Here is a 17,318-nt window from a genome sequence, read left to right on the forward strand (position 1 = left end):
CTTTTTCACAGTCCGCCAGGAGCCCAACGTGCCGTATACGGCAGAGATCAGCCGCAGCAATCCGACGAGCATCATCTTCCTCGTCGATCAGTCGACCTCCATGAGCGATCCCATCGGTGGAGAAGTACCCCAGCAGAAGGCTGATGTCGTTGCCGACGCCATCAACCGGCTTCTCACTGAACTCTCGGTCAAGTGTGCAAAGGAAGAAGGCGTACGCGACTACTTCCACGTCGCGGTCGTCGGTTACGGCGCCACCGTCGGCTCGGCGTTCGCGGGTTCGCTCGCCGGCCGGGACATCGTCCCTCTCAGTGAGGTGGCGGACAATCCGGCCCGCGTCGACGAGCGAAGCAAAAAGGTGCCCGACGGTGCCGGCGGCCTGGTGGAGACCGTGGTCAACTTCCCGCTGTGGATCGACCCGGTCGCCCACGGCGGGACCCCGATGAACCGCGCGCTTCAGTACGCTGAGAGCCTCGTCGCGGCGTGGACCGAGCGCTACCCGGCCAGCTTCCCGCCCATCGTCATCAACCTGACGGACGGCGAGTCGACCGACGGCGACCCCACCGCGGCCGCCGAGGCCATCACCTCGCACGCTACGGCCGACGGAGCGGCGCTGCTGTTCAATCTGCACGTGTCTGCCGCAGGCGGAACCCCCACCGCTTTCCCCGACACGGCCGACGGCCTCCCGGACAGCTACGCCCAGACACTGTTCGCCATGTCGAGTCCGCTGCCCAGCCACATGCGTTCGTACGCCGCCTCGCAGGGGCAGCGGGTCAGTGAGACCACCCGTGGCTTCGTCTACAACGCGGACATCACCACGGTCGTGCAGTTCCTCGACATCGGCACCCGAGCCACCGAACTGCGGTGACGACTTCCACCTCATGCGTGTACGTCACGCACCTCGTGGCCCCTAAGCACGGAAGCACGGAGGCGGAATGCGAAGACGCCGTCGCCGTGCTTCCCGGCCGTCCACACGACTACATGTTGCAGGAGCCGCTCACCGCATGCGTCTGCGACGGTGCGACGGAGAGCGCATTGGCCAAGGATTGGGCCCGTCTGCTGTCCCGCGCAGCGGCCGAACATGCCATGACGCTGCCGGATCTGCTGGCGGGCGGCACTGCCTTCGAGGAGTTCGCGGCGGCGGCGGTGGCCCAGTGGGATCCCTGGCTCGTGCAGTACACGCAGATGCGCCATGCGGAGGGGCGCCCGTTGAAGTGGTACGAGCACACCAAGCTCGCAGAGGGCGCCTACGCGACCCTGCTCACGGTGCGCGTCGACCCGGAGTCCGATTCCCACCGCGACACAAGTGAACCGGCCTGGCGATGGCGTGCTGCCGCCCTGGGGGACAGTTGCCTGTTCCACCTGCACGACGACCGGCTGGTACAGGCGTTTCCGGTGGCGGCTGTCGAGGAGTTCGGCACAACCCCCGACCTCTTCAGCAGCCGCAATCGCGACGTGGCGTTGCTGGCTCGTCGCACGCGGTTCACCGAAGGCTGGTGCCAACCCGGCGACCGGCTGCTCCTGATGACCGACGCTCTGGCCTTGTGGCTTTTGTCGGCCCCGGACCAGGACGACGCCGTAAGCCAGTTGCTGGAGTTCGCCGGGCCCGACGACCTGGCCGGATTCAAGAACTGGCTGAACGGTCTGCGGGACCGCCGACAACTGCGCAACGACGACGTGGCGCTCGTACGGATCGATTTCGAGGGGCGCTGAAAGTGGGCTCGGCCACTGGTCCGCAGCGACAGTTTCCCAGCGGCGCCGATTACGCGGAGGCGTTGCAACACACGCAACTGTGTTTCCAGCATCCCGAACTCAAGGGGGCACGGCCGGAACTGACCAAGCTCGGTTTGCCCCGAGCCATCTCCGGCGCCTTCGCGAGCGTCTTCTCGCTGACCTCGGCCTCCTCAGGCCAGCGGTACGCGATCAAATGCTTTACTCGTCATGTCCCGGACCAGGAACGCCGTTACGAGGCCATCAGCTCCCGACTCGCGCAGCTGGACCCAGCCGAACTCTCACAACCATGGAATCTGGGATTTGAGTACCTGCCCGACGCCATCAGTGTCGGGCAGGACCGCTATCCGGTCCTGAAGATGGAGTGGGTCGAGGCCGTCACCCTCTCCTCCTGGCTCGACGACAACCACAACCACCAGCTCGCCGTCGATCGTCTGGCTGACCGGTTCGAGGCACTGACCCGTGATCTGGCCACCCATGAGATAGCCCATGGTGACCTCCAGCACGGCAATCTGCTCGTCGCGAGCGATGACACGTTGCGTCTGGTCGACTACGACGGAATGTACGTCCCGGCGTTGGCCGGCATGGGCGGCACTGAGCGGGGACACCGCAACTACCAGTCGCCCATGCGGGGGAATGATGACTTCGGGGCTGTGCTGGACCGGTTCTCCGCTTGGGTCATCTTCTTGTCCCTCAAGGCAATTGCCTCCGACCCGACCCTGTGGAATCGGCTGCACGAGCCCAGCGGTGAGTTCCTGCTGCTGACCGAGGACGATTTCAAGAACTCGGGCGGCTCCACGAGACTGCAAACGCTGCTGTCCCACCCTGACCGGACGGTGAGTGGCCTCGCCGACCAGGTGCGGTCCTTGGCCTTCCAACCGTTGGAGGTGCTACCTCCGCTCGCCGCAGCCGTGCCGAGACAACGGGCCGCTGCGACGACAAGCTCAGCGGTATCGGGCGGTGGCACAGCGGCCGCCCCTGGGGCAGGCGGACTGCCCGGATGGATGACCGGCCACGTTTCTCCACAGGCCACTCCTGCGCCGACCGTGCCCTCGATCACTGCACCGGACGGCTTCCATACTCGGACACTGCTGGATGTCGCCACAGCCGTGCTCTGGCCGCTCATGCTGGTCGCAACGGTCTTGATGTTCGTCGCGGGGTTCTCGGCGCCACCGATCGGGCCAGGTGTGCCCGTTCTCGTTGCCATCGCGCTCACTGCGTTCGCCAGAGGCCGTCGTGCGGAGCGGGCACAGTCACGGGCCGCCTTCGCAGAACTGACGAATGAACTGGCTCAGCTAGATGACCCGGTCAAGGCCGCCGAGAAGCTGCGCAAGGACCGGGCGAAGTTCGACGCAGCGGAGGCGAAGCGGGCCGCTGACTACCCGCGAGCCCAGGGCAGGCTCACAGCCCGGTACCACGCTGAGCTCAAAGAGGTCGAGAAGCGCAAGGTCCGCAAGCAGCGCGACATAGACAAGAAGATCGACGGACTCTCGGAGGAACTCCGCAGAGCCCTGGCCAAGGCACTAACCGACAAGCAGTCCGCGTATGTGCGGGATCAGCTCGGCCGACGGCTGATCGCTCAGTCCCCGCCGCACGGCATCGGACCGAAACTCGCCGCGCGGCTGGCAGCCGAGGGTATCCGTACGGCAGCTGACTTCACGGGCTACCGGCCTGTGCAGAACACCCAGTACAACAGCACCGGAGCCGTGCTCGTGCTGAGCAGCGGCCGTGTCGTCGACGTCCACGGCATCGGCGAAGCCAAGGCCATCGCCCTCGATGCGTGGCGCAGAGACTTGGTCGCTGCTGCTGAAGCCCGGCAGCCAAGAGCCCTCGATGCGTCAGAGCGACAGTCGATCGAGCAGGGAGTCGCCAACCGTCGGGTCCAGCTCACAGCTCAGCGTAAGGCTGTCGAGTCCGAGACCGATGCGTCGCGTGCGAAGGCACGGAAGCAGATGGAGGACGACCAGAAGCGTCTTACCCGAGAGAACACCCTGGCAGGAGATCAGGCTCGACAGCAGCGACAGGAGTTCAGCCGGCGCGCGGTCGCACTCCAGCAGAACAGCGCGCTCCACGGGACGCTGAGCGCCTCCGTCGAGGTTGCCAAGCTCCGGCAGCGTGGATTGTCGTTCGCGTGCTACTTGCGATTCCTCTACATCGGTCGCTGACGGCACGTTCGGCTGCCGGGGACAGCAGCGTGAAAAGTCGTGACGACGTTGACCAGCTCACCGCGCTTGTTTCGATGTGTCCGGCGTGGCCGGTCCACGTTCAGTGGACATGGCAGTCGGGTGTGGGGCGCTGGTAGCCGGGGTGGCCGAGCGAGAGTCGGCGAAAAGGCGCTGCACAGTGTGCGGTGCGGTCCACCGCTCCAGATTCGGATGCGGGAATCCCACGTGCCCAGACGGCGTCAGACCTTCTCGGTGGCGATCCGGGCATGGTCGGTGGTGAGCATGGAGATGTCCTCGACGTCCGAGGTCAAGATCGTGACGCGGCCAGGGTGAGCGAGGGCTGTGGCGCAGAGCATGGCGTCGATGGCGTACTTATGGCCGTGCAGCCCGGCCGCGCGCAGCAGGGTGGCAGCGGACTGGGCGAGAGCCTGGGTGACTGGTTCGACCCGCAATCGGGACAGCGTCCACTTCAGCGCGGCGTCGTTGATCCGCGGGTGGATCACCTCGACGAGCACCGCGGCCGAGGTGATCACCGGAAGGTCCGCGTCGCGGGCGGCGGTAAGCCACTCGTGGACCTCCCGGTCGCGTTGCACAACCTTGGCGAGGCCCTCGCTATCGAGGATGAGGGCGCCGCTCACGCGGCCGCCCCGGCCCCAGAGTCGGAGGAGGTGCCGCCGGTTAGCATGGCCCGCTTGGCCGCTACCGCATCGGGGTCGGCGGGGCCGTGAGCCTTGTCGAAGTCGGCGATCAGCTCGTCCAGGTTGTCGCGCTCGATCTGCCGTTGCGCGGCCTTCTCCAGGTACGCGGACACACCCCGCTTGCCCACCCGCTCACGGATCGTTTGCAGAGTGCCGGCCGAGAGGGAGACGGAGATGCCCCTGGTGGGGCCGCCGCCGGGCGGGAAATCGGTGTCGTCGTCAGCCATGACACGAGTATGGCATTTCAAATGCCATAAGGCGAGATTTTCGCCGGGGTCGGGGACTCGACGCCCCTTGATGGTCTCGTGGGTGCGTCGATAGCTCGCACGCAGCGCCCATAGTGCCCGTAACGCACATTGATCTTGAGCCCGTTTTGCGTGTCACGCACCTCTGACCTGCGGGTTTCTTTGGCGGGTCTTCTGTCGACATGTTCCGATGACTCATCACGTGGAGTGCGTGGCGATTCTGGAGCCTGCCACGAAGGGCCTCTGACCTGCTGCTTTTATTCCAGGTGGTCTGTTCGGCTTGTTTTCGCTCGCGGAATGCGTCGGCTGGGGTTCGCTTGTGCAGAACGGTCTGAGCTGCAGCTTCAAGGGCTGGCGCGGGTCTCGCGGGCGACGAGGCGATGCGGAATGCAGAATCTTGACGCTCGGATGACGCTCGAATACCGGAAGTCTCAACCTCGCGGACCTCTCCGGCCCCGGGCCGCGCGGACCGGGGCCGTCGGCACGGAGCCGTCGGCACGGGGCAAGGACTCCGGTTAGGGAGTCCGACTGCACCTGGCCAGCGACGGCGCGTGCTGCTACCTCTTCGCACGCGCCTTGGAACCGAGAGCGCGGCTCGACCGGGCCGCAAAGGACGGCGCCGTGGTCCGAGGTCTTGAGTGGCTGGTATCACCTCGCGACCTAGATACCAGTCCGGTATCATCGCTGTATGGCGATGACACTCCGACTCCCCGACGACCTTGACGCGAAGCTCACCGAGCGGGCTCGCCGGGAGCGCCGCAGCAAGCAGGAACTTGCCATCGAGGCCATCCGTGACGCCCAGAATCGGGCCGAGCTGAAGGTCGATGACGTCCTGGCCGAGCTCATGGACAGCGATGCGGAGATCCTGGACTACCTGAAGTGACCGAAGTGCGCTACCTCCAGATCGACGAGATCCTGGCCATCGCTCGCACGGTCAACGATAGCGAGCACAGCGTGCGTGACATGGGACTCTTGGTGTCAGCGATCGAACGGCCGCGGACGAACGTGTTCGGAGCCGAGCTGTATCCCACGCTGCACGAGAAGGCGGCGGCACTGCTGCACTCCGTTGCCCGCAATCACGCGCTGATCGACGGCAACAAGCGAACCGCCTGGCTTGCCATGCGTGTCTTCCTGCGGTTCAACGGCGCCAGCGCCAGTACCGTCCCGCCACCCGTCTCCATTGCCGGCCCGTTCGTCGAGGAAGTCGCGCAGGACAACATTGATGTACCGGCCATCGCCAAGCGCCTGTCGGCCTGGTTCCCCGTTTCCTGATGTTCGACGTCGTGAGGTACGGGACGGAATGAGGTTCCGTGAGCGGTGCCGGCTCCTGGCAGTCCGCCGGGCGGACTGATCCCGTTCTTGTGGGACCCGTTCGTTCAGCGGGTTGATTCGTATGCTTTCGCGAGACGGGTCAGCGGGTCCGCTCGGCGCGGAAATGGCGTCCCGAGAGCGCCTTCCCGTTTGGGCGGCAGGCAAGGTCCACATCGGCTACGGCGGTCTCTTCCCAACCAGCACCCGCCCCTGTTTTCCCAGCGGTCACGGACGCGCTGTCCGTGCCCCTCGCGCGCCAGAGCGTCTGCGGGTCAGCGACACGGAGGCGTCCATCAGCCTGCCGGTGGCGAAGGTTTCTCCTAGCGGTGACGATCAGATGGTGGTCGGGGGATCAGCGGGGTTCGAGGCGCAGGGTGGAGGCGCGGGCCTGCTCGGTCAGCACGTGCTCGACGATGCTCGTGTACCGCCCGTACTTCTCCCGGTAGGCGGCATCCACGGCGGCGTACTCGCCGGGATCCGCCTCCCGGAAGGCAACATCGGCCTGGACGCCTCCGGCCGTGATGCGGCCTTGGTTGCGGGACCGTGTGCCCCGATACCAGGGGCCGTCCACGCCCTTGACCGAGCGGACGCAGACGTGGTCGCCCGTTCGTACGACCCACAGGGCCGGGCTCTTGCCGTGCGCCTCGGCGATGCGGGTGACGGCCGGGTCGTCAAGGACGCTCCTGCGGTCCTCGCCGTAGCCCGGTGTGGGGCCGCGGGCCAGGAGGAGGGGCCGCGGCGCCCAGCACGAGGCTGCCCGGCACGCTGCCGACGGACGGGGCACCCAGGTAGGCACCCGAGTACGTCGCCGCGTCGTACTCCTTCGCGTAGATCGGCAGCAGCACGTCAGTGGCCGCCGGCGGCCGCCATCGTCGGCGCGGCCGGGAGCACCGCGGCGGCGGACGGCTTGAATCCCTTGGCCAGGAGCCAGACGGCCAGTGTCAGTTCCCAGGTGAAGACCGGAATCGCGGTGAGGAATCCCCAGACGGAGACCTGGCGGTAGAGGCCGAACAGCTCGGCGGCCGCCGACGCGAAGATCAGTGGGCCGCCGACCAGCCCGAGCACCGCGATGAACCGTGGGACGAGGCCGGACCGGTACATCAGCCAGGCCATCAGGACCGTGTTGGCACCGCAGACGAAGTTGGGCCCGAGCAGGAAGGTCCAGTCGTGGACGGCCACCAGGGCCTTGTCCAGGGTGACGAGCGAGGCGGTGTCCGTACCCGGTCCTTCCGACGCGTGCCGGCGCATCGTCACGACCGAGAGGAGACCGACGATGCCGACGGTGATGACGGCCGCCTCCAGCGTGCGAAGGCCGACATACCCGACGGCGGCGGCCTCGTCGTGCCGCCTGGCGACGGGAAACAGCGTGACGGCGGTGCCGATGATCGCGAGGACGAGGATCACCTCGCTCAACGCCCCCAGGAGCACCCGGGTGTCGGGGCCCCGGCCGAGCACCCAGCCGGGGCTGTTCAGTACCGGGCCGTACAGGACGAGCCCGGCGATCGAGGCCACATGGGTGAGGAGGTAACACAGGCCCGCCGCTGTCGCGAGCTTTCTCGGTGAGGCCACTGGGACTCCTTCGTCGATGAGGGCCGGGCAGGTGCGTGCGATCGCCGGTCCGTCCTGCCGAGGCGTGCGCGCCGCGCACGAGCGCATTCGGCCCACGGATGACCGGAGTGCGCGGCACCTGATGAGGTGTACGCCGTACACCCAGGGGTCTCACGGTAGGGTGTACGTCGTACACCTGTCAACGAGGGTGATCGGTCGGCGGCCGGTCCGAGGGAGGTACCGACCATGGCCCAGCAGGAGGACGCCGCGCGCCGGACCCTTCTCAACAGGGACCGCGTGCTGCGGGCCGCCGTCGCGTTCGCCGACCACATGGGCATCGAGGCGCTGAGCATGCGCAGCCTCGCCCAGGAGCTGAGCGTCGTGCCGATGGCGCTCTACAAGCACGTGGCCAACAAGGAGCAACTCCTCGACGGCATGGTCGACGTCGTCGTGAGCGAGATCGATCCCCCGGCCGGCGGCGGTGACTGGAGGAAAGCCGTCCGCCGGCGCATCCTCTCCGCCCGACGGGCTCTGCTGCGCCACCCATGGGCCTCGCGCGTCATCGAGTCGCGCACCCATCCCACGCCCGCCGTGCTGGACTACCTGGACTCCCTCATCGGAATGTTCCGTTCCGGTGGTCTGTCCGCCGACCTCACCCATCACGTGATGCACGCGCTGGGCAGCCGGGTGTGGGGCTTCACCCCGGAGCTGTTCCCCACCTCGGCCGGAACCGACCCGGACGCCGAGCCGGACGCCGACCCGAGCGCGCAGGCGGACGCGATCCGCGAGATGGCGGCCAAGTACCCCCACATCGTCGAGATCGCGACGGCCCGGCCCCACGACAGCACAACGGCCGTGGGCTCGGGCTGTGACGACCAGTTCGAGTTCGAATTCGCCCTCGATCTCCTCCTGGACGGATGCGAACGACTCCATCGGCAGGGCTGGACATCCGCCGGCCGCTCCTGACGCTCCTCGCGCTCCTGATGCACCTGGCGCACCTGATGCGGCTCGGGCCCGTGCGGCCGGTGGGCTTCCCTCCGACGTGTCGCGCCGGAGGGAAGCCGGCGTGCGGACCGCCCAGGGTCTCAGGCGGCCGGGAGCTTGGCGGCCAGGACGTCGTGCGGGTGGATGTCCGGCTTCCCGGCCAGCAGCCTCGGGCCCTCGGAACGGAGGACGGCTGCGATCTTCCCTTCCATGTGGGCGCGGCGGGCCTCGTCGTCGCCGAAGGCATCGAAGATGGCGAAGGTGGTGGGACCGAGACGCAGCGCGAACCACACCGTGGTGCCGCTCTCCTCCCGGGCCAGACAGAGGGCGCCGGTGAGGAGTTCCTCGACCTCCTGGGCGTGTTCCGGCTTGGCCTCGAGACGGACGAGGAGTCCGACGCGAGTGCTCGCGGGGGTGGTGGGGGTCTTGGGCTGTTCCATGGGTTTCTCCGTAAGAGGGATCGGTCGGTGTGATCACCGTAGGAGCCGGGGACGGGCCCCTCCCAGTGGCGGATGCGACACATCCCGTACCGTTTTCGACATGAAGATCTCGGTGCTGGTCGTCGACGGAGTCTTCGACTCCGGGCTCTCCTCGGTGCTCGACGTGCTGCGGACGGCCGACGAGTTGCGCAGGGAGATCCCGGAGCCCCCACCGCCGTGGCAGGTCCAGTGCGTCAGCCCGCACGGACCGGTGCGGACGGCGGCCGGACACCTCGTGGAGGCGATCAGGCCGGAGGCCGCCGCGGAGCCGGACGTGCTGGTGGTACCCGGGGTCTGGCACAAGCAGCCGGCGCCGCTCACCGCCTGGGTGGCCTCCCCGGAGCAGCGGCCCGTACGCGAGACCGTCCAGAACACCCGTGCGGCCGGGGTAGCCCTGGCGGCCGCCTGCACCGGGACGTTCCTGCTCGCGGAGAGCGGAGTACTGGACGGGCTGCCCGCGACCACCAGTTGGTGGCTCGCCCCCGAGTTCCGGCGGCGCTACCCGAAGGTGGCCCTGGAAGAGAGCCGGATGATCAGCCGGGGCCCGGACGTCATCACGGCCGGGGCCGCCATGGCCCACCTGGACCTGGCGCTGTGCCTGGTGCACGACAGCAGTCCGGCCCTGGCCGACCTCACCGCGCGCTATCTGGTCGTCGACACCCGCCCCACCCAGGCCAGTTACGCCATACCCGGCCACCTGGCCCGTGCCGACCCGACCGTCAGCGCCTTCGAGCGCTGGGTCCGCGAACACCTCCACCAGCCGCTGCGCATCGCGGACGCGGCCCGGGCCGTCGGCACGAGCGAGCGCACACTGCAGCGCGCGCTGGACCGCGTGGCGGGCGTCTCGCCACTGCGCTTCGCCCAGCGGATCCGGCTCGAACAGGCGATGCACCTGCTGCGCACCACGGACCTGCCGATCGAAGCGGTGGCCCGCAAGGTGGGCTACGAGAACGGCACCACGCTCACCTCCCTCCTGCGCAGGCGCCTGGGCACCACCCCGGGGCAGGTGCGCCGCCGGGCGCGAGGAGGCCCGGAGGGCTTCCGGCGTCCTCGCGAGATGTGATCGGCGCACTCGTCCACCCGCCGAGCCGGAATCGGCGAGACGCCCGGTGTGCGCGGGGCCGAAGGCGACGGGAGGTCAGCCACTTTCTGAACGCTGCGCCCGTCGTTCGAGGGCGGCCGGCATGGCGGTGACACCCGCCGGACGCATCCGCCACGATCCGCTGCCCGGCGGTTCAGGGTCCGCGGCCCTTGACCGCCCCGCTCACACGCGGGAGGCAGCCGCCTCGGTCATCAGTCCCGCGGACAGCCACCGCACCACCGTCCCGGCGCTGTACGGGCTGCCGTCGGGGGCGATGTGACGCAGGAAGCCCAGGTCCTGGCCGATAGTGACGACGGGCGGCTCCACCGCGCCCCGCGGGCGGCGCTGCCCGAAGCCGACGGCGGCCAGCAGCCCGTTGCACAGACACTGCCGTCCCTCGGTCCGCTCGGTGTCCCCGCCCTTGCGGGCGTATGCCGCAGGTGGTTCCGCCGGGCAGCGGTAGTCGATGGTGCCGCGAGGGGTGCGGTAGGGCGTACGCAGATAACCGAGGTCGCAGACGCGGGCGCGGGTGGCACTGACACGGGGGTCGGCGAGGGTACCGGGCAGGTCGGCGACCTTGAACGGGAACGTGGTCGGGGAGGCCGCCGGGTCGTTGCGCACCCTCAGTCCTCCGGCCAGCTCGCGCTCCATCAGCTGCCGCCGCAACCCCGCGTCCATACCCGACTCCTCGCAGAGCGCGAAGACACTGCCGAGCTGGACGCCGGCCGCCCCCGCCGCCATCGCCGCGCGGAGGTGCTCGGGCCCGCACTGGCCGCCGGCGATCCAGAACGGCAGACCGAGGCGGGCCATCTTCGCGAAGTCGGGGATGTCCCTGGGCCCGTAGACGGGTTCACCGTGCTCGTCCAGGCTCAGCGGGCCTCGGGGCGGGGCGCTGTGACCGCCGGCGCTGTGGCCCTCGACGACGAATCCGTCCGGCCTGGTCTCCTCGTCGCGGTTCAGGTACGCGGCCAGCGCCGGCAACGAGACGATGGCCAGGACGCGTGGGCGGCGAAGGCGGGCGGCATGGACCGGATCCGCTCCGCGCAGCACCGAGGCAGGGTCGAAGCGCAGTTCGAACGGCTGCTCGTCGCCCGCCACGTCCACCCGCGCGGTGACCGGCTCCGACCGGGAGAGCCCGGTGGCGATCCCGGGGATCTGCGCGGGGATACCGGCGCCGACCAGGACGTAGTCCACGCCTGCCAAGATCGCGCCGAACATGGCCGGGACGGTGGCGAGTTGGACCTTCTCCAGGTAGTTGACGCCGACCGGTCCGTCGTGGCCCTCCTTGGCGAGCCAGACCTCGCAGAAGTTGGCGACAACGGTCAGTGACCGGGCGGGACACGCCTCGTCGGCCGTCATCATGGGGGTGGCCGCGAACCGTTCACCGGGCCCGACCCCGCCCTCCACGAAGTAGCGCTCCCGCACGCCGTCGGCGAGCTCCGGCACGGGGAAGGCGGCCAGCGCCCGCCTGAGGTGACCTCCCGGATCGCCACTCTGGAGCACGCGGATCAGCAGAGTGTCGAGAGCGGTGCCGGAGACGACCCCCAACTGCCCGGTGCGCGCGACCGCCCGGGCAAGCCGCCAGCCGGACACCCCCACACCCATCCCGCCTTGGATCAGCCACGGCAGTCCGGTCGCTGCCCGGGGTGCACTCATGGGGTCCTCGCAAACGTAGCGGCCGCACCGGGGCAGTGAACCCCGGGCACGGGCCGGCGCATCCGTAAACCTACGATCCCGAAACCTACGGTTCCGTAATCTACGGCATCGTAACCTACGGCATCGTAGGTTGATGCCGGGGGTCCCCGTTGCGCGGGGCAGCGCCGGGTCGGTCCCTCTTCGGATTCGCCGGTTCACCCTGCTGTTCCACGCGGCGGCCGCCGGCTCCGGGCGTTCACTTCGGCCACGCGGGCGCGGAGCAGTTCCTGAGGGGTGAGCGGCCGGACGCGAGCGGGGTCGGCGTCCCACTCGCGGCCGCCGAGGAGGGGGCGGAGCTGGAGGCAGGGGCCCTCTTGGCCCATGACGATGCCCACGAGGTCCCGCGCGGTGTCGCGAACGGCGGTGCCGGGTGGGGGAGGGGTGGCTTTCGGTTCGGGTTCGGGCCCGGCGGACGGCTGGACGGTCACCGGGACGCGCCCTTCGTGATGACGGCCGCGAGTGCGAGGGCCACCGGGGCGGAGCAGGCGCCGAGGTGGACGAGGGCGTGGCGGGCGCTTGCGGGCGCGTCGTCCTGGGTGTGAGCATCGGGCCAGGGGGTGCGTACGTCCATGGCGGGCAGCTGGATGCCGGCCCGGGTGAGGGCGGCGGCGAGGGCGTCGCGGGCGGCGGTGGCTTCCTGGAGCTTGGGGATCGGCATCGGGTCTGTCCTCACTGAGCGCATGGCGGTGATGATTCGCGGATCCGCCGCCGCCTTCGCAGCCGGTGAATTACGGTGCGTAGCGGGGGCGTTACGAGAATGCGGCCCGCGTGCGCTGCTGTGCGGCGTCGACGCGCTCTCGTTCCCCGCCGGATGACCCACGTTCCACAACGTCCACACGGGAGTCACCATGCCCCAGCGCCGCCTTGTCACGGGCCGCAGCCAGGAGCCGCGCACGCGGTTCGCCGAGGAGCTACGGCAGTTGCGGGCCGAACGCGGTGACACTCTGCGACAGCTCGGTGAACGGCTCGGCTGGGACTGGTCGTTGTTCGGGAAGATGGAGAAGGGGGAGACCCTGGGCGGTCCGGAGGTCATCCAGGCGCTCGACCACTACTACGGGACGCCGGGGCTTCTGCTGGCACTGTGGGAGTTGGCAAGGGCGGACAACACGTTGTTCCGTGAGCAGTACCGGCGTTACATGACCCTGGAGGCGGAGGCGACCAGCCTGTGGCACTTCGCGGTCAGCTTTCTGCCCGGCCTGCTGCAGACGCCGGGGTACGCACGGGAACTGCTGGCAGCGGGCGGTCTCAAGGGCGAAGAGCTGAATCAGCAGGTCGAGGCACGCATGGGGCGGCGGGAGCTGCTGGAGGGTGAGTACGCGCCGCCGTTCCGGACGATTCTCTCGGAGGCCGCTTTGCTGACGCCGCTGCGAGATGCGGAGGAGTGGCGGGCACAACTGGAACACCTTCTGGCCATCGCGGACCGTGAGAACGTGACCGTCCACGTGTTGCCCAACAGCGCTGGCCTGCACGCGCTGATGGGCTTCGACGTGTGGTACTTGCTGCTCCCGGACGGCCGTATGGTGGCGTACACCGAGAATGGCTACCGGGGCGAACTGATCGAGGAGACCGCGCCGGTTGTGCGCCTGCAGAAAGCGTACGATTCTGTGCGCGACCTGGCCTTGTCCCCTGCCGAGTCGCGGAAGTACATCCTGCGCAAGTTGGAGGAGGCGCCGTGCGAATCGTCGACTTGAGTGCTGTGTCGTGGCGTAGGAGCAGTTACAGCAATCAGGACGGTGGCGCCTGCGTCGAGGTCTCCGGCGACTTCGCCACCACCGTCCCGGTGCGCGACAGCAAGAATCCGAACGGGCCCGTGATCATGTTCGCGGCGCAGGGGTGGTCGGCGTTCGTCTCCGCCGTGAAGGCCGGGACGGGCAGCTGAGCGCCTGAGGGGCGGTGGGGCCGTCGGCCCGTCTTCGGCAGGGCCGGTCCGATGTCCTGGCCGGACAGCGTCTGCGGCGCGGCCGTGAAGGCGCGCAGGCGGACTCGGGCATGGCGGCCGGGCAGGATGAACCTGCCGTCGGGGGGCCTCAGTTCGAGTTGGGCCGTGGTGTGTGCGGCGATGGTGGCCGGGCCATGCGCGAGGGACCAGAATCTGCTCATCCCCTGGTCCGCGGTGAGCATGAAGTGCGGGGTGAGGGCGCTGTCCCCGGTGTCGGTCACCTGCAGGGCCGGCCCGGAGACACAGGCGGCCGAGGCGGGCCGCCGGGCCCAGGCACCGCACGAAGAGCACGAAGACGGCCGGCAGGGCGGCGGCCAGCAGTGAAGAGTGCGGTGTGAGCGCGGTGAGAAGCCGCGACCGGGTGGCCACGACAGGCGCCACCGCGAGCGGCACCGCGGTCGGAACGGCCGGTCGCGGACCGTGTCGCTGTTGGGCCGAACGGGTGATGTGGGTTAAGAATTGGCTGGTGCAGGCGATGAGTGCGAGTCAGGTCAGGGGGAGCCGGTGAACGGCCACGACGTCACCGATGAACAGTGGGAGGGGCTCGCCCAGGTCGTCCCGTTGCGGGGCCGCGACGCCTGGCCGTCCGCGGTGAACCACCGTGCGCCTCCCGAGGCGGTGACCGAGACCCGGCGCCGCTTCGTCGTCCTCCGGGTCAATGTGTTCGCGGACGCCCGCGACGTCGCGGAGACGGTGATGGCGGGTGCCCCGGTGCTCCTGGACCTCACCGGGGCCGAGAACGAGGTCGCCAAGCGCGTCCTGGACTTCAGCACCGGTGTCGTCTTCGGGCTGGGCAGCGGCATGCACCGGGTCGACCGCAACGTGTTCCTTCTGACGCCACCCGGCACCGAGGTCAGCGGCCTCATGGAGGGGGCGGCGGTCCCCGGGGCGTGAACCGTGGGCCGGGTGCCGGTGCCGTGCCGCGGCACCACCCCCGATCGTAGGAAGGCCGCGCGGGCGGAACGGTTCGCCCGGGCGGCCGCGCCCTACCGTCCGGACATGCCCGCATTCTCCGCCTTCTCCGCGTCTGTCCCGTCCTCCGCCCGGCTTCCCGGCCCCACCGGGCAACCGCCGCTGCCCGAACGCCCGTCCAGGGCGAGCGACGCAAACGAGCCGGATCGGCCGGACCGGCCGGACCGGCCGCGCGTCACCGAGCTGCGGCTGTCCGCCTTCGCCGGGCACCGCAAGGCCCGTTTCCCGCTCGGACCGCTCACCCTTCTCGCGGGGCCCAGCGGCTGCGGCAAGAGCAGCGCGCTGCGGGCGTACGAGGCGCTCGCCCTGCTGGGCGGCGGGGCCGAACTCGGCGAGGTCTTCGCGGACCCCGGGGGCTGTGTGCCCGAGCGCGCCCGGCCCGACGCCCAGCGCCGCCGCGGCTTTCGCATCGGCTGTACGGCGGACGGTCCCCAGGGCCCGGTGCGGCTGGACGTCGCCGTCCAGGCCGAGCCCGAACTGCGGATCGTGGGGGAGCGGTTGACGGCCGGTGAGCTGGTCCTGCTGGAGACCGCGCTGCGCGACCCGGGGCGGCGGACCGTCCAGGCCGCCTGGTACACCGCCGGCTCCACGCCGGTGACCCGGGCGCCGCTGCCCGACGACCGGCTCGGCACCGCGCTGCTGCCACTCCGGGTGGCCGGGAAGACCGACGGGCAGCGGCGGGTCCTGGCCGCCGCCGAGCAGACGGTGGTCGCCCTGCGGTCGGTGTTCGCCTGCGATCCGCTGCCCGGCCGGATGCGGGTGCCCGCACCCCTCGGCGCCGGCCGGCTGCTGCGCGGGTGCGACAACCTCGCCGACGTCCTGTGGCGCACCCGCACCGAGTGCGGGCGACGGCACGGGCTGTTCGTGGCGGCGGTGCGCGCCGGCTGCGCCGGCCCGGTGGCCGACGTGCTCGCCGAGCCGGTGGGCGACGGCCGGGTACGGGCGGTGCTGGACCGCGGGGACGGCATGCGCACCGGGTTCGAGCGGCTGGGCGACGGCGAGTTGCGGTACGCCGCACTGGCCCTGGTGCTGCTGACCGGTCCCGGGGTGCTGGAGGTCGATCCGGTGGGCGAGGTGCCCGCGGCCCTGCAGACGCTCACCGTGCTCGCCGACGGCCTGGACCGGGGGCTGGACCCCGGGCAGCGCGCCGCGCTGCTGGGGCTGGCGGCGCGGATGTGCGAACGCGGGCACATCCGGCTGACGGCGGCGGTCAGTGACGCCTCCTGGGCGGGCGAGGAGCCGGCCGCGCGGGTGGTAGATCTGTGCCGTGACCGAACACCCTGACAACCGCAGCACACCGCAGCACCCTGGCAACCGTGCACCGCAAGGCCCTGGCAACCGTGCACCGCAAGGCCCTGGCAACCGCGCACGGCCAGGCTCTGACAACCCCGCACCGCTGGGCCCTGAGGACCGCGCACCGCAGCACCCCGAGGACACCGAACCGCGGCACCCCGAGGACCGCGCGCGGCCCGACCTGGCCGCTCTGCAGCGCCGGCTGGCCGAGTTCGCCGCCGCACGCGACTGGCAGCCGTACCACACGCCGAAGAACCTGGTCGCCGCGCTCAGCGTGGAGGCGTCCGAACTGGTCGAGATCTTCCAGTGGTTGACCCCGGAGGAGTCGGCCCGCGTCATGGCCGACCCGGGGACCGCGCACCGTGTGCGGGACGAGGTCGCCGACGTGCTCGCGTATCTGCTGCAACTGTGCGAGGTGCTCGGCGTCGATCCGCTGGCGGCGCTGGCGGCGAAGATCGACCGCAACGAGCGGAGGTTCCCGGCGCCGGGGGAGCCGGGCGGTCCGGAGGGGAACTAATCACTCCACTATCACTCTCCGAAGTCGTTCACCGAGCCGAAATCGATTTGTTGTCCGCAGATTTCCGCCTTCCTCTGGCTTTTCGTCCCACACACCTTCACTCTGGGTAGTGGACGACGGAGTTCGGGCGGACGTGCGAGAAGCACGTCGGGAGAGACGGGGACAGCGCATGGACGCGGTGTGGCTCATCCTGGCGAGCAGGCGTGCCCTGGCGGCGAGCGGCGAGCCCCCTGGCACCCTGACGGAGGTGTGGCAGGCGCAGGCCCTGGCGCAGGCGATCGGCAGCCGCCTGGCCGTCTCCGGTCCGCCCGAACTGCGGGGCGAAGCACTGGGGTTGACGGAGCTGGCGGGCCGTGGCTGTGGAGTGCTGGACGTGCCGGACCTCGACCCCGGTGACTTACGTGCGGCCCAGCTGACCGAACTGGACGACGCCCGCCACGCGTTGCTGTGCCTCGGCGTGCTGCTCGGCGAGGTCGGCATCGCCCTGGTCGGCATCGCCAGTTCGGCGGCCGACGAGGGGACGTACTGGCAGTGCATGGAGGCGATCGACGCCGCGGACGAGTCCCGGGACCGGGTCCACGAGATGCTGCGCAAACTCGCGGCGAGAGAGGAGGCCCTGCCGGAGCGGGAAGTGGGCTGAACCCCGCGCCACGTGACGGGCCG

General features: G+C 69.9%; 21 protein-coding genes. 14 read left to right on the forward strand and 7 right to left on the reverse strand.

Annotation, left to right across the window (positions count from 1 at the left end):
- Positions 1–28 precede the first annotated feature (28 nt).
- Genes ACH4UM_RS23405 through ACH4UM_RS23415 form a run of 3 tightly spaced genes read left to right on the forward strand, consistent with a single transcriptional unit; the run spans position 29 to position 3,893 of the window.
- On the forward strand, positions 29–865 hold the full coding sequence (locus tag ACH4UM_RS23405) for a vWA domain-containing protein (RefSeq protein ID WP_398182462.1): 837 nt from the start codon (positions 29–31) through the stop codon (positions 863–865).
- A gap of 17 nt (positions 866–882) precedes the next feature.
- Positions 883–1,710 (forward strand): hypothetical protein, encoded by an 828-nt coding sequence (locus ACH4UM_RS23410; RefSeq protein WP_398182465.1) that lies wholly within the window; start codon positions 883–885, stop codon positions 1,708–1,710.
- Positions 1,711–1,712: 2 nt separating this feature from the next.
- The gene (locus tag ACH4UM_RS23415; RefSeq protein WP_398182468.1) at positions 1,713–3,893 is read left to right on the forward strand and encodes a hypothetical protein; all 2,181 of its coding nucleotides are present in this window, start codon (positions 1,713–1,715) and stop codon (positions 3,891–3,893) included.
- A 239-nt stretch (positions 3,894–4,132) separates the two neighbouring features.
- Here ACH4UM_RS23415 and ACH4UM_RS23420 read toward each other — a convergent pair whose 3' ends face one another.
- Together ACH4UM_RS23420 and ACH4UM_RS23425 are read right to left on the reverse strand one after the other, a co-directional pair.
- The gene (locus ACH4UM_RS23420) at positions 4,133–4,531 is read right to left on the reverse strand and encodes a type II toxin-antitoxin system VapC family toxin (RefSeq protein WP_398182471.1); all 399 of its coding nucleotides are present in this window, start codon (positions 4,529–4,531) and stop codon (positions 4,133–4,135) included.
- The gene (locus ACH4UM_RS23425; RefSeq protein WP_398182474.1) at positions 4,528–4,818 is read right to left on the reverse strand and encodes a hypothetical protein; all 291 of its coding nucleotides are present in this window, start codon (positions 4,816–4,818) and stop codon (positions 4,528–4,530) included. The genes ACH4UM_RS23420 and ACH4UM_RS23425 overlap by 4 nt, the downstream gene beginning before the upstream one ends.
- Positions 4,819–5,524: 706 nt before the next feature.
- On the opposite strand from ACH4UM_RS23425, the gene ACH4UM_RS23430 reads away from it, so the two are divergent.
- Positions 5,525–5,719 (forward strand): ribbon-helix-helix protein, CopG family, encoded by a 195-nt coding sequence (locus ACH4UM_RS23430; RefSeq protein WP_147995503.1) that lies wholly within the window; start codon positions 5,525–5,527, stop codon positions 5,717–5,719.
- Positions 5,716–6,108, forward strand: a complete 393-nt coding sequence (locus tag ACH4UM_RS23435; protein ID WP_398182477.1) for a type II toxin-antitoxin system death-on-curing family toxin — start codon at positions 5,716–5,718, stop codon at positions 6,106–6,108. Before ACH4UM_RS23430 ends, ACH4UM_RS23435 begins: the two co-directional genes overlap by 4 nt.
- 391 nt (positions 6,109–6,499) lie before the next feature.
- On the opposite strand, the gene ACH4UM_RS23440 is transcribed toward ACH4UM_RS23435, so the two are convergent.
- Both ACH4UM_RS23440 and ACH4UM_RS23445 read right to left on the reverse strand, forming a co-directional pair.
- Entirely contained in the window at positions 6,500–6,931 is a 432-nt protein-coding gene (locus ACH4UM_RS23440; protein ID WP_398182479.1) for a DUF2255 family protein, read from the reverse strand.
- A 62-nt stretch (positions 6,932–6,993) separates the two neighbouring features.
- Positions 6,994–7,716 (reverse strand): DUF4386 domain-containing protein, encoded by a 723-nt coding sequence (locus ACH4UM_RS23445; protein WP_398182482.1) that lies wholly within the window; start codon positions 7,714–7,716, stop codon positions 6,994–6,996.
- A 225-nt stretch (positions 7,717–7,941) separates the two neighbouring features.
- Here ACH4UM_RS23445 and ACH4UM_RS23450 point away from each other — a divergent pair, with 225 nt between their 5' ends.
- Entirely contained in the window at positions 7,942–8,661 is a 720-nt protein-coding gene (locus ACH4UM_RS23450) for a TetR/AcrR family transcriptional regulator (protein ID WP_398182485.1), read from the forward strand.
- A 119-nt stretch (positions 8,662–8,780) separates the two neighbouring features.
- Here ACH4UM_RS23450 and ACH4UM_RS23455 read toward each other — a convergent pair whose 3' ends face one another.
- Positions 8,781–9,119, reverse strand: coding sequence for a putative quinol monooxygenase (locus tag ACH4UM_RS23455; RefSeq protein WP_398182488.1), 339 nt, complete (start codon positions 9,117–9,119; stop codon positions 8,781–8,783).
- A 100-nt stretch (positions 9,120–9,219) separates the two neighbouring features.
- Here ACH4UM_RS23455 and ACH4UM_RS23460 point away from each other — a divergent pair, with 100 nt between their 5' ends.
- Complete coding sequence (locus tag ACH4UM_RS23460; protein ID WP_398182491.1) at positions 9,220–10,221, forward strand: GlxA family transcriptional regulator; 1,002 nt, start codon at positions 9,220–9,222, stop codon at positions 10,219–10,221.
- Between the two features lie 201 nt (positions 10,222–10,422).
- Here ACH4UM_RS23460 and ACH4UM_RS23465 read toward each other — a convergent pair whose 3' ends face one another.
- Together ACH4UM_RS23465 and ACH4UM_RS23470 are read right to left on the reverse strand one after the other, a co-directional pair.
- Positions 10,423–11,895, reverse strand: coding sequence for a nitronate monooxygenase (locus ACH4UM_RS23465; RefSeq protein WP_398182494.1), 1,473 nt, complete (start codon positions 11,893–11,895; stop codon positions 10,423–10,425).
- A 463-nt stretch (positions 11,896–12,358) separates the two neighbouring features.
- Positions 12,359–12,592 (reverse strand): hypothetical protein, encoded by a 234-nt coding sequence (locus ACH4UM_RS23470; protein ID WP_398182496.1) that lies wholly within the window; start codon positions 12,590–12,592, stop codon positions 12,359–12,361.
- A 190-nt stretch (positions 12,593–12,782) separates the two neighbouring features.
- Between ACH4UM_RS23470 and ACH4UM_RS23475 the strand changes: the two genes are divergently transcribed.
- The 7 genes from ACH4UM_RS23475 (at position 12,783) to ACH4UM_RS23505 (ending at position 17,295) form a co-directional block, all read left to right on the forward strand.
- Positions 12,783–13,625 carry a helix-turn-helix domain-containing protein gene (locus tag ACH4UM_RS23475; RefSeq protein ID WP_398182499.1) on the forward strand — a complete coding sequence of 281 codons (843 nt, stop codon included), beginning with the start codon at positions 12,783–12,785 and terminating at the stop codon, positions 13,623–13,625.
- A complete protein-coding gene (locus tag ACH4UM_RS23480; protein ID WP_398182502.1) occupies positions 13,607–13,813 on the forward strand; it encodes a DUF397 domain-containing protein in 207 nt (68 codons plus the stop codon). Before ACH4UM_RS23475 ends, ACH4UM_RS23480 begins: the two co-directional genes overlap by 19 nt.
- A gap of 180 nt (positions 13,814–13,993) precedes the next feature.
- Positions 13,994–14,197: a hypothetical protein gene (locus ACH4UM_RS23485; protein ID WP_398182505.1), complete on the forward strand. Its 204-nt coding sequence runs from the start codon at positions 13,994–13,996 to the stop codon at positions 14,195–14,197.
- Between the two features lie 180 nt (positions 14,198–14,377).
- Positions 14,378–14,767: a cell division protein SepF gene (locus ACH4UM_RS23490; RefSeq protein ID WP_398182508.1), complete on the forward strand. Its 390-nt coding sequence runs from the start codon at positions 14,378–14,380 to the stop codon at positions 14,765–14,767.
- Positions 14,768–14,872: 105 nt separating this feature from the next.
- Positions 14,873–16,129: an AAA family ATPase gene (locus ACH4UM_RS23495; protein WP_398182510.1), complete on the forward strand. Its 1,257-nt coding sequence runs from the start codon at positions 14,873–14,875 to the stop codon at positions 16,127–16,129.
- Positions 16,130–16,319: 190 nt separating this feature from the next.
- Positions 16,320–16,655 carry a nucleotide pyrophosphohydrolase gene (locus tag ACH4UM_RS23500; protein ID WP_398182927.1) on the forward strand — a complete coding sequence of 112 codons (336 nt, stop codon included), beginning with the start codon at positions 16,320–16,322 and terminating at the stop codon, positions 16,653–16,655.
- Between the two features lie 169 nt (positions 16,656–16,824).
- The gene (locus ACH4UM_RS23505; RefSeq protein WP_398182513.1) at positions 16,825–17,295 is read left to right on the forward strand and encodes a DUF6099 family protein; all 471 of its coding nucleotides are present in this window, start codon (positions 16,825–16,827) and stop codon (positions 17,293–17,295) included.
- The last annotated feature ends 23 nt before the right edge of the window (positions 17,296–17,318 follow it).

The organism is Streptomyces sp. NPDC020801, assembly GCF_044334385.1.
Taxonomy (GTDB): Bacteria; Actinomycetota; Actinomycetes; order Streptomycetales; family Streptomycetaceae; genus Streptomyces.

Excerpts from the sequence above, each read along its gene's own strand:
- ACH4UM_RS23485 (WP_398182505.1), top strand. The coding sequence starts at position 13,994 with ATGGTGGCCGGGCCATGCGCGAGGGACCAGAATCTGCTCATCCCCTGG.
- ACH4UM_RS23430 (WP_147995503.1), top strand. The coding sequence starts at position 5,525 with ATGGCGATGACACTCCGACTCCCCGACGACCTTGACGCGAAGCTCACC.
- ACH4UM_RS23505 (WP_398182513.1), top strand. The coding sequence starts at position 16,825 with ATGGACGCGGTGTGGCTCATCCTGGCGAGCAGGCGTGCCCTGGCGGCG.
- ACH4UM_RS23425 (WP_398182474.1), bottom strand. The coding sequence starts at position 4,818 with ATGGCTGACGACGACACCGATTTCCCGCCCGGCGGCGGCCCCACCAGG.
- ACH4UM_RS23455 (WP_398182488.1), bottom strand. The coding sequence starts at position 9,119 with ATGGAACAGCCCAAGACCCCCACCACCCCCGCGAGCACTCGCGTCGGA.
- ACH4UM_RS23495 (WP_398182510.1), top strand. The coding sequence starts at position 14,873 with ATGCCCGCATTCTCCGCCTTCTCCGCGTCTGTCCCGTCCTCCGCCCGG.
- ACH4UM_RS23475 (WP_398182499.1), top strand. The coding sequence starts at position 12,783 with ATGCCCCAGCGCCGCCTTGTCACGGGCCGCAGCCAGGAGCCGCGCACG.
- ACH4UM_RS23465 (WP_398182494.1), bottom strand. The coding sequence starts at position 11,895 with ATGAGTGCACCCCGGGCAGCGACCGGACTGCCGTGGCTGATCCAAGGC.
- ACH4UM_RS23450 (WP_398182485.1), top strand. The coding sequence starts at position 7,942 with ATGGCCCAGCAGGAGGACGCCGCGCGCCGGACCCTTCTCAACAGGGAC.
- ACH4UM_RS23470 (WP_398182496.1), bottom strand. The coding sequence starts at position 12,592 with ATGCCGATCCCCAAGCTCCAGGAAGCCACCGCCGCCCGCGACGCCCTC.
- ACH4UM_RS23460 (WP_398182491.1), top strand. The coding sequence starts at position 9,220 with ATGAAGATCTCGGTGCTGGTCGTCGACGGAGTCTTCGACTCCGGGCTC.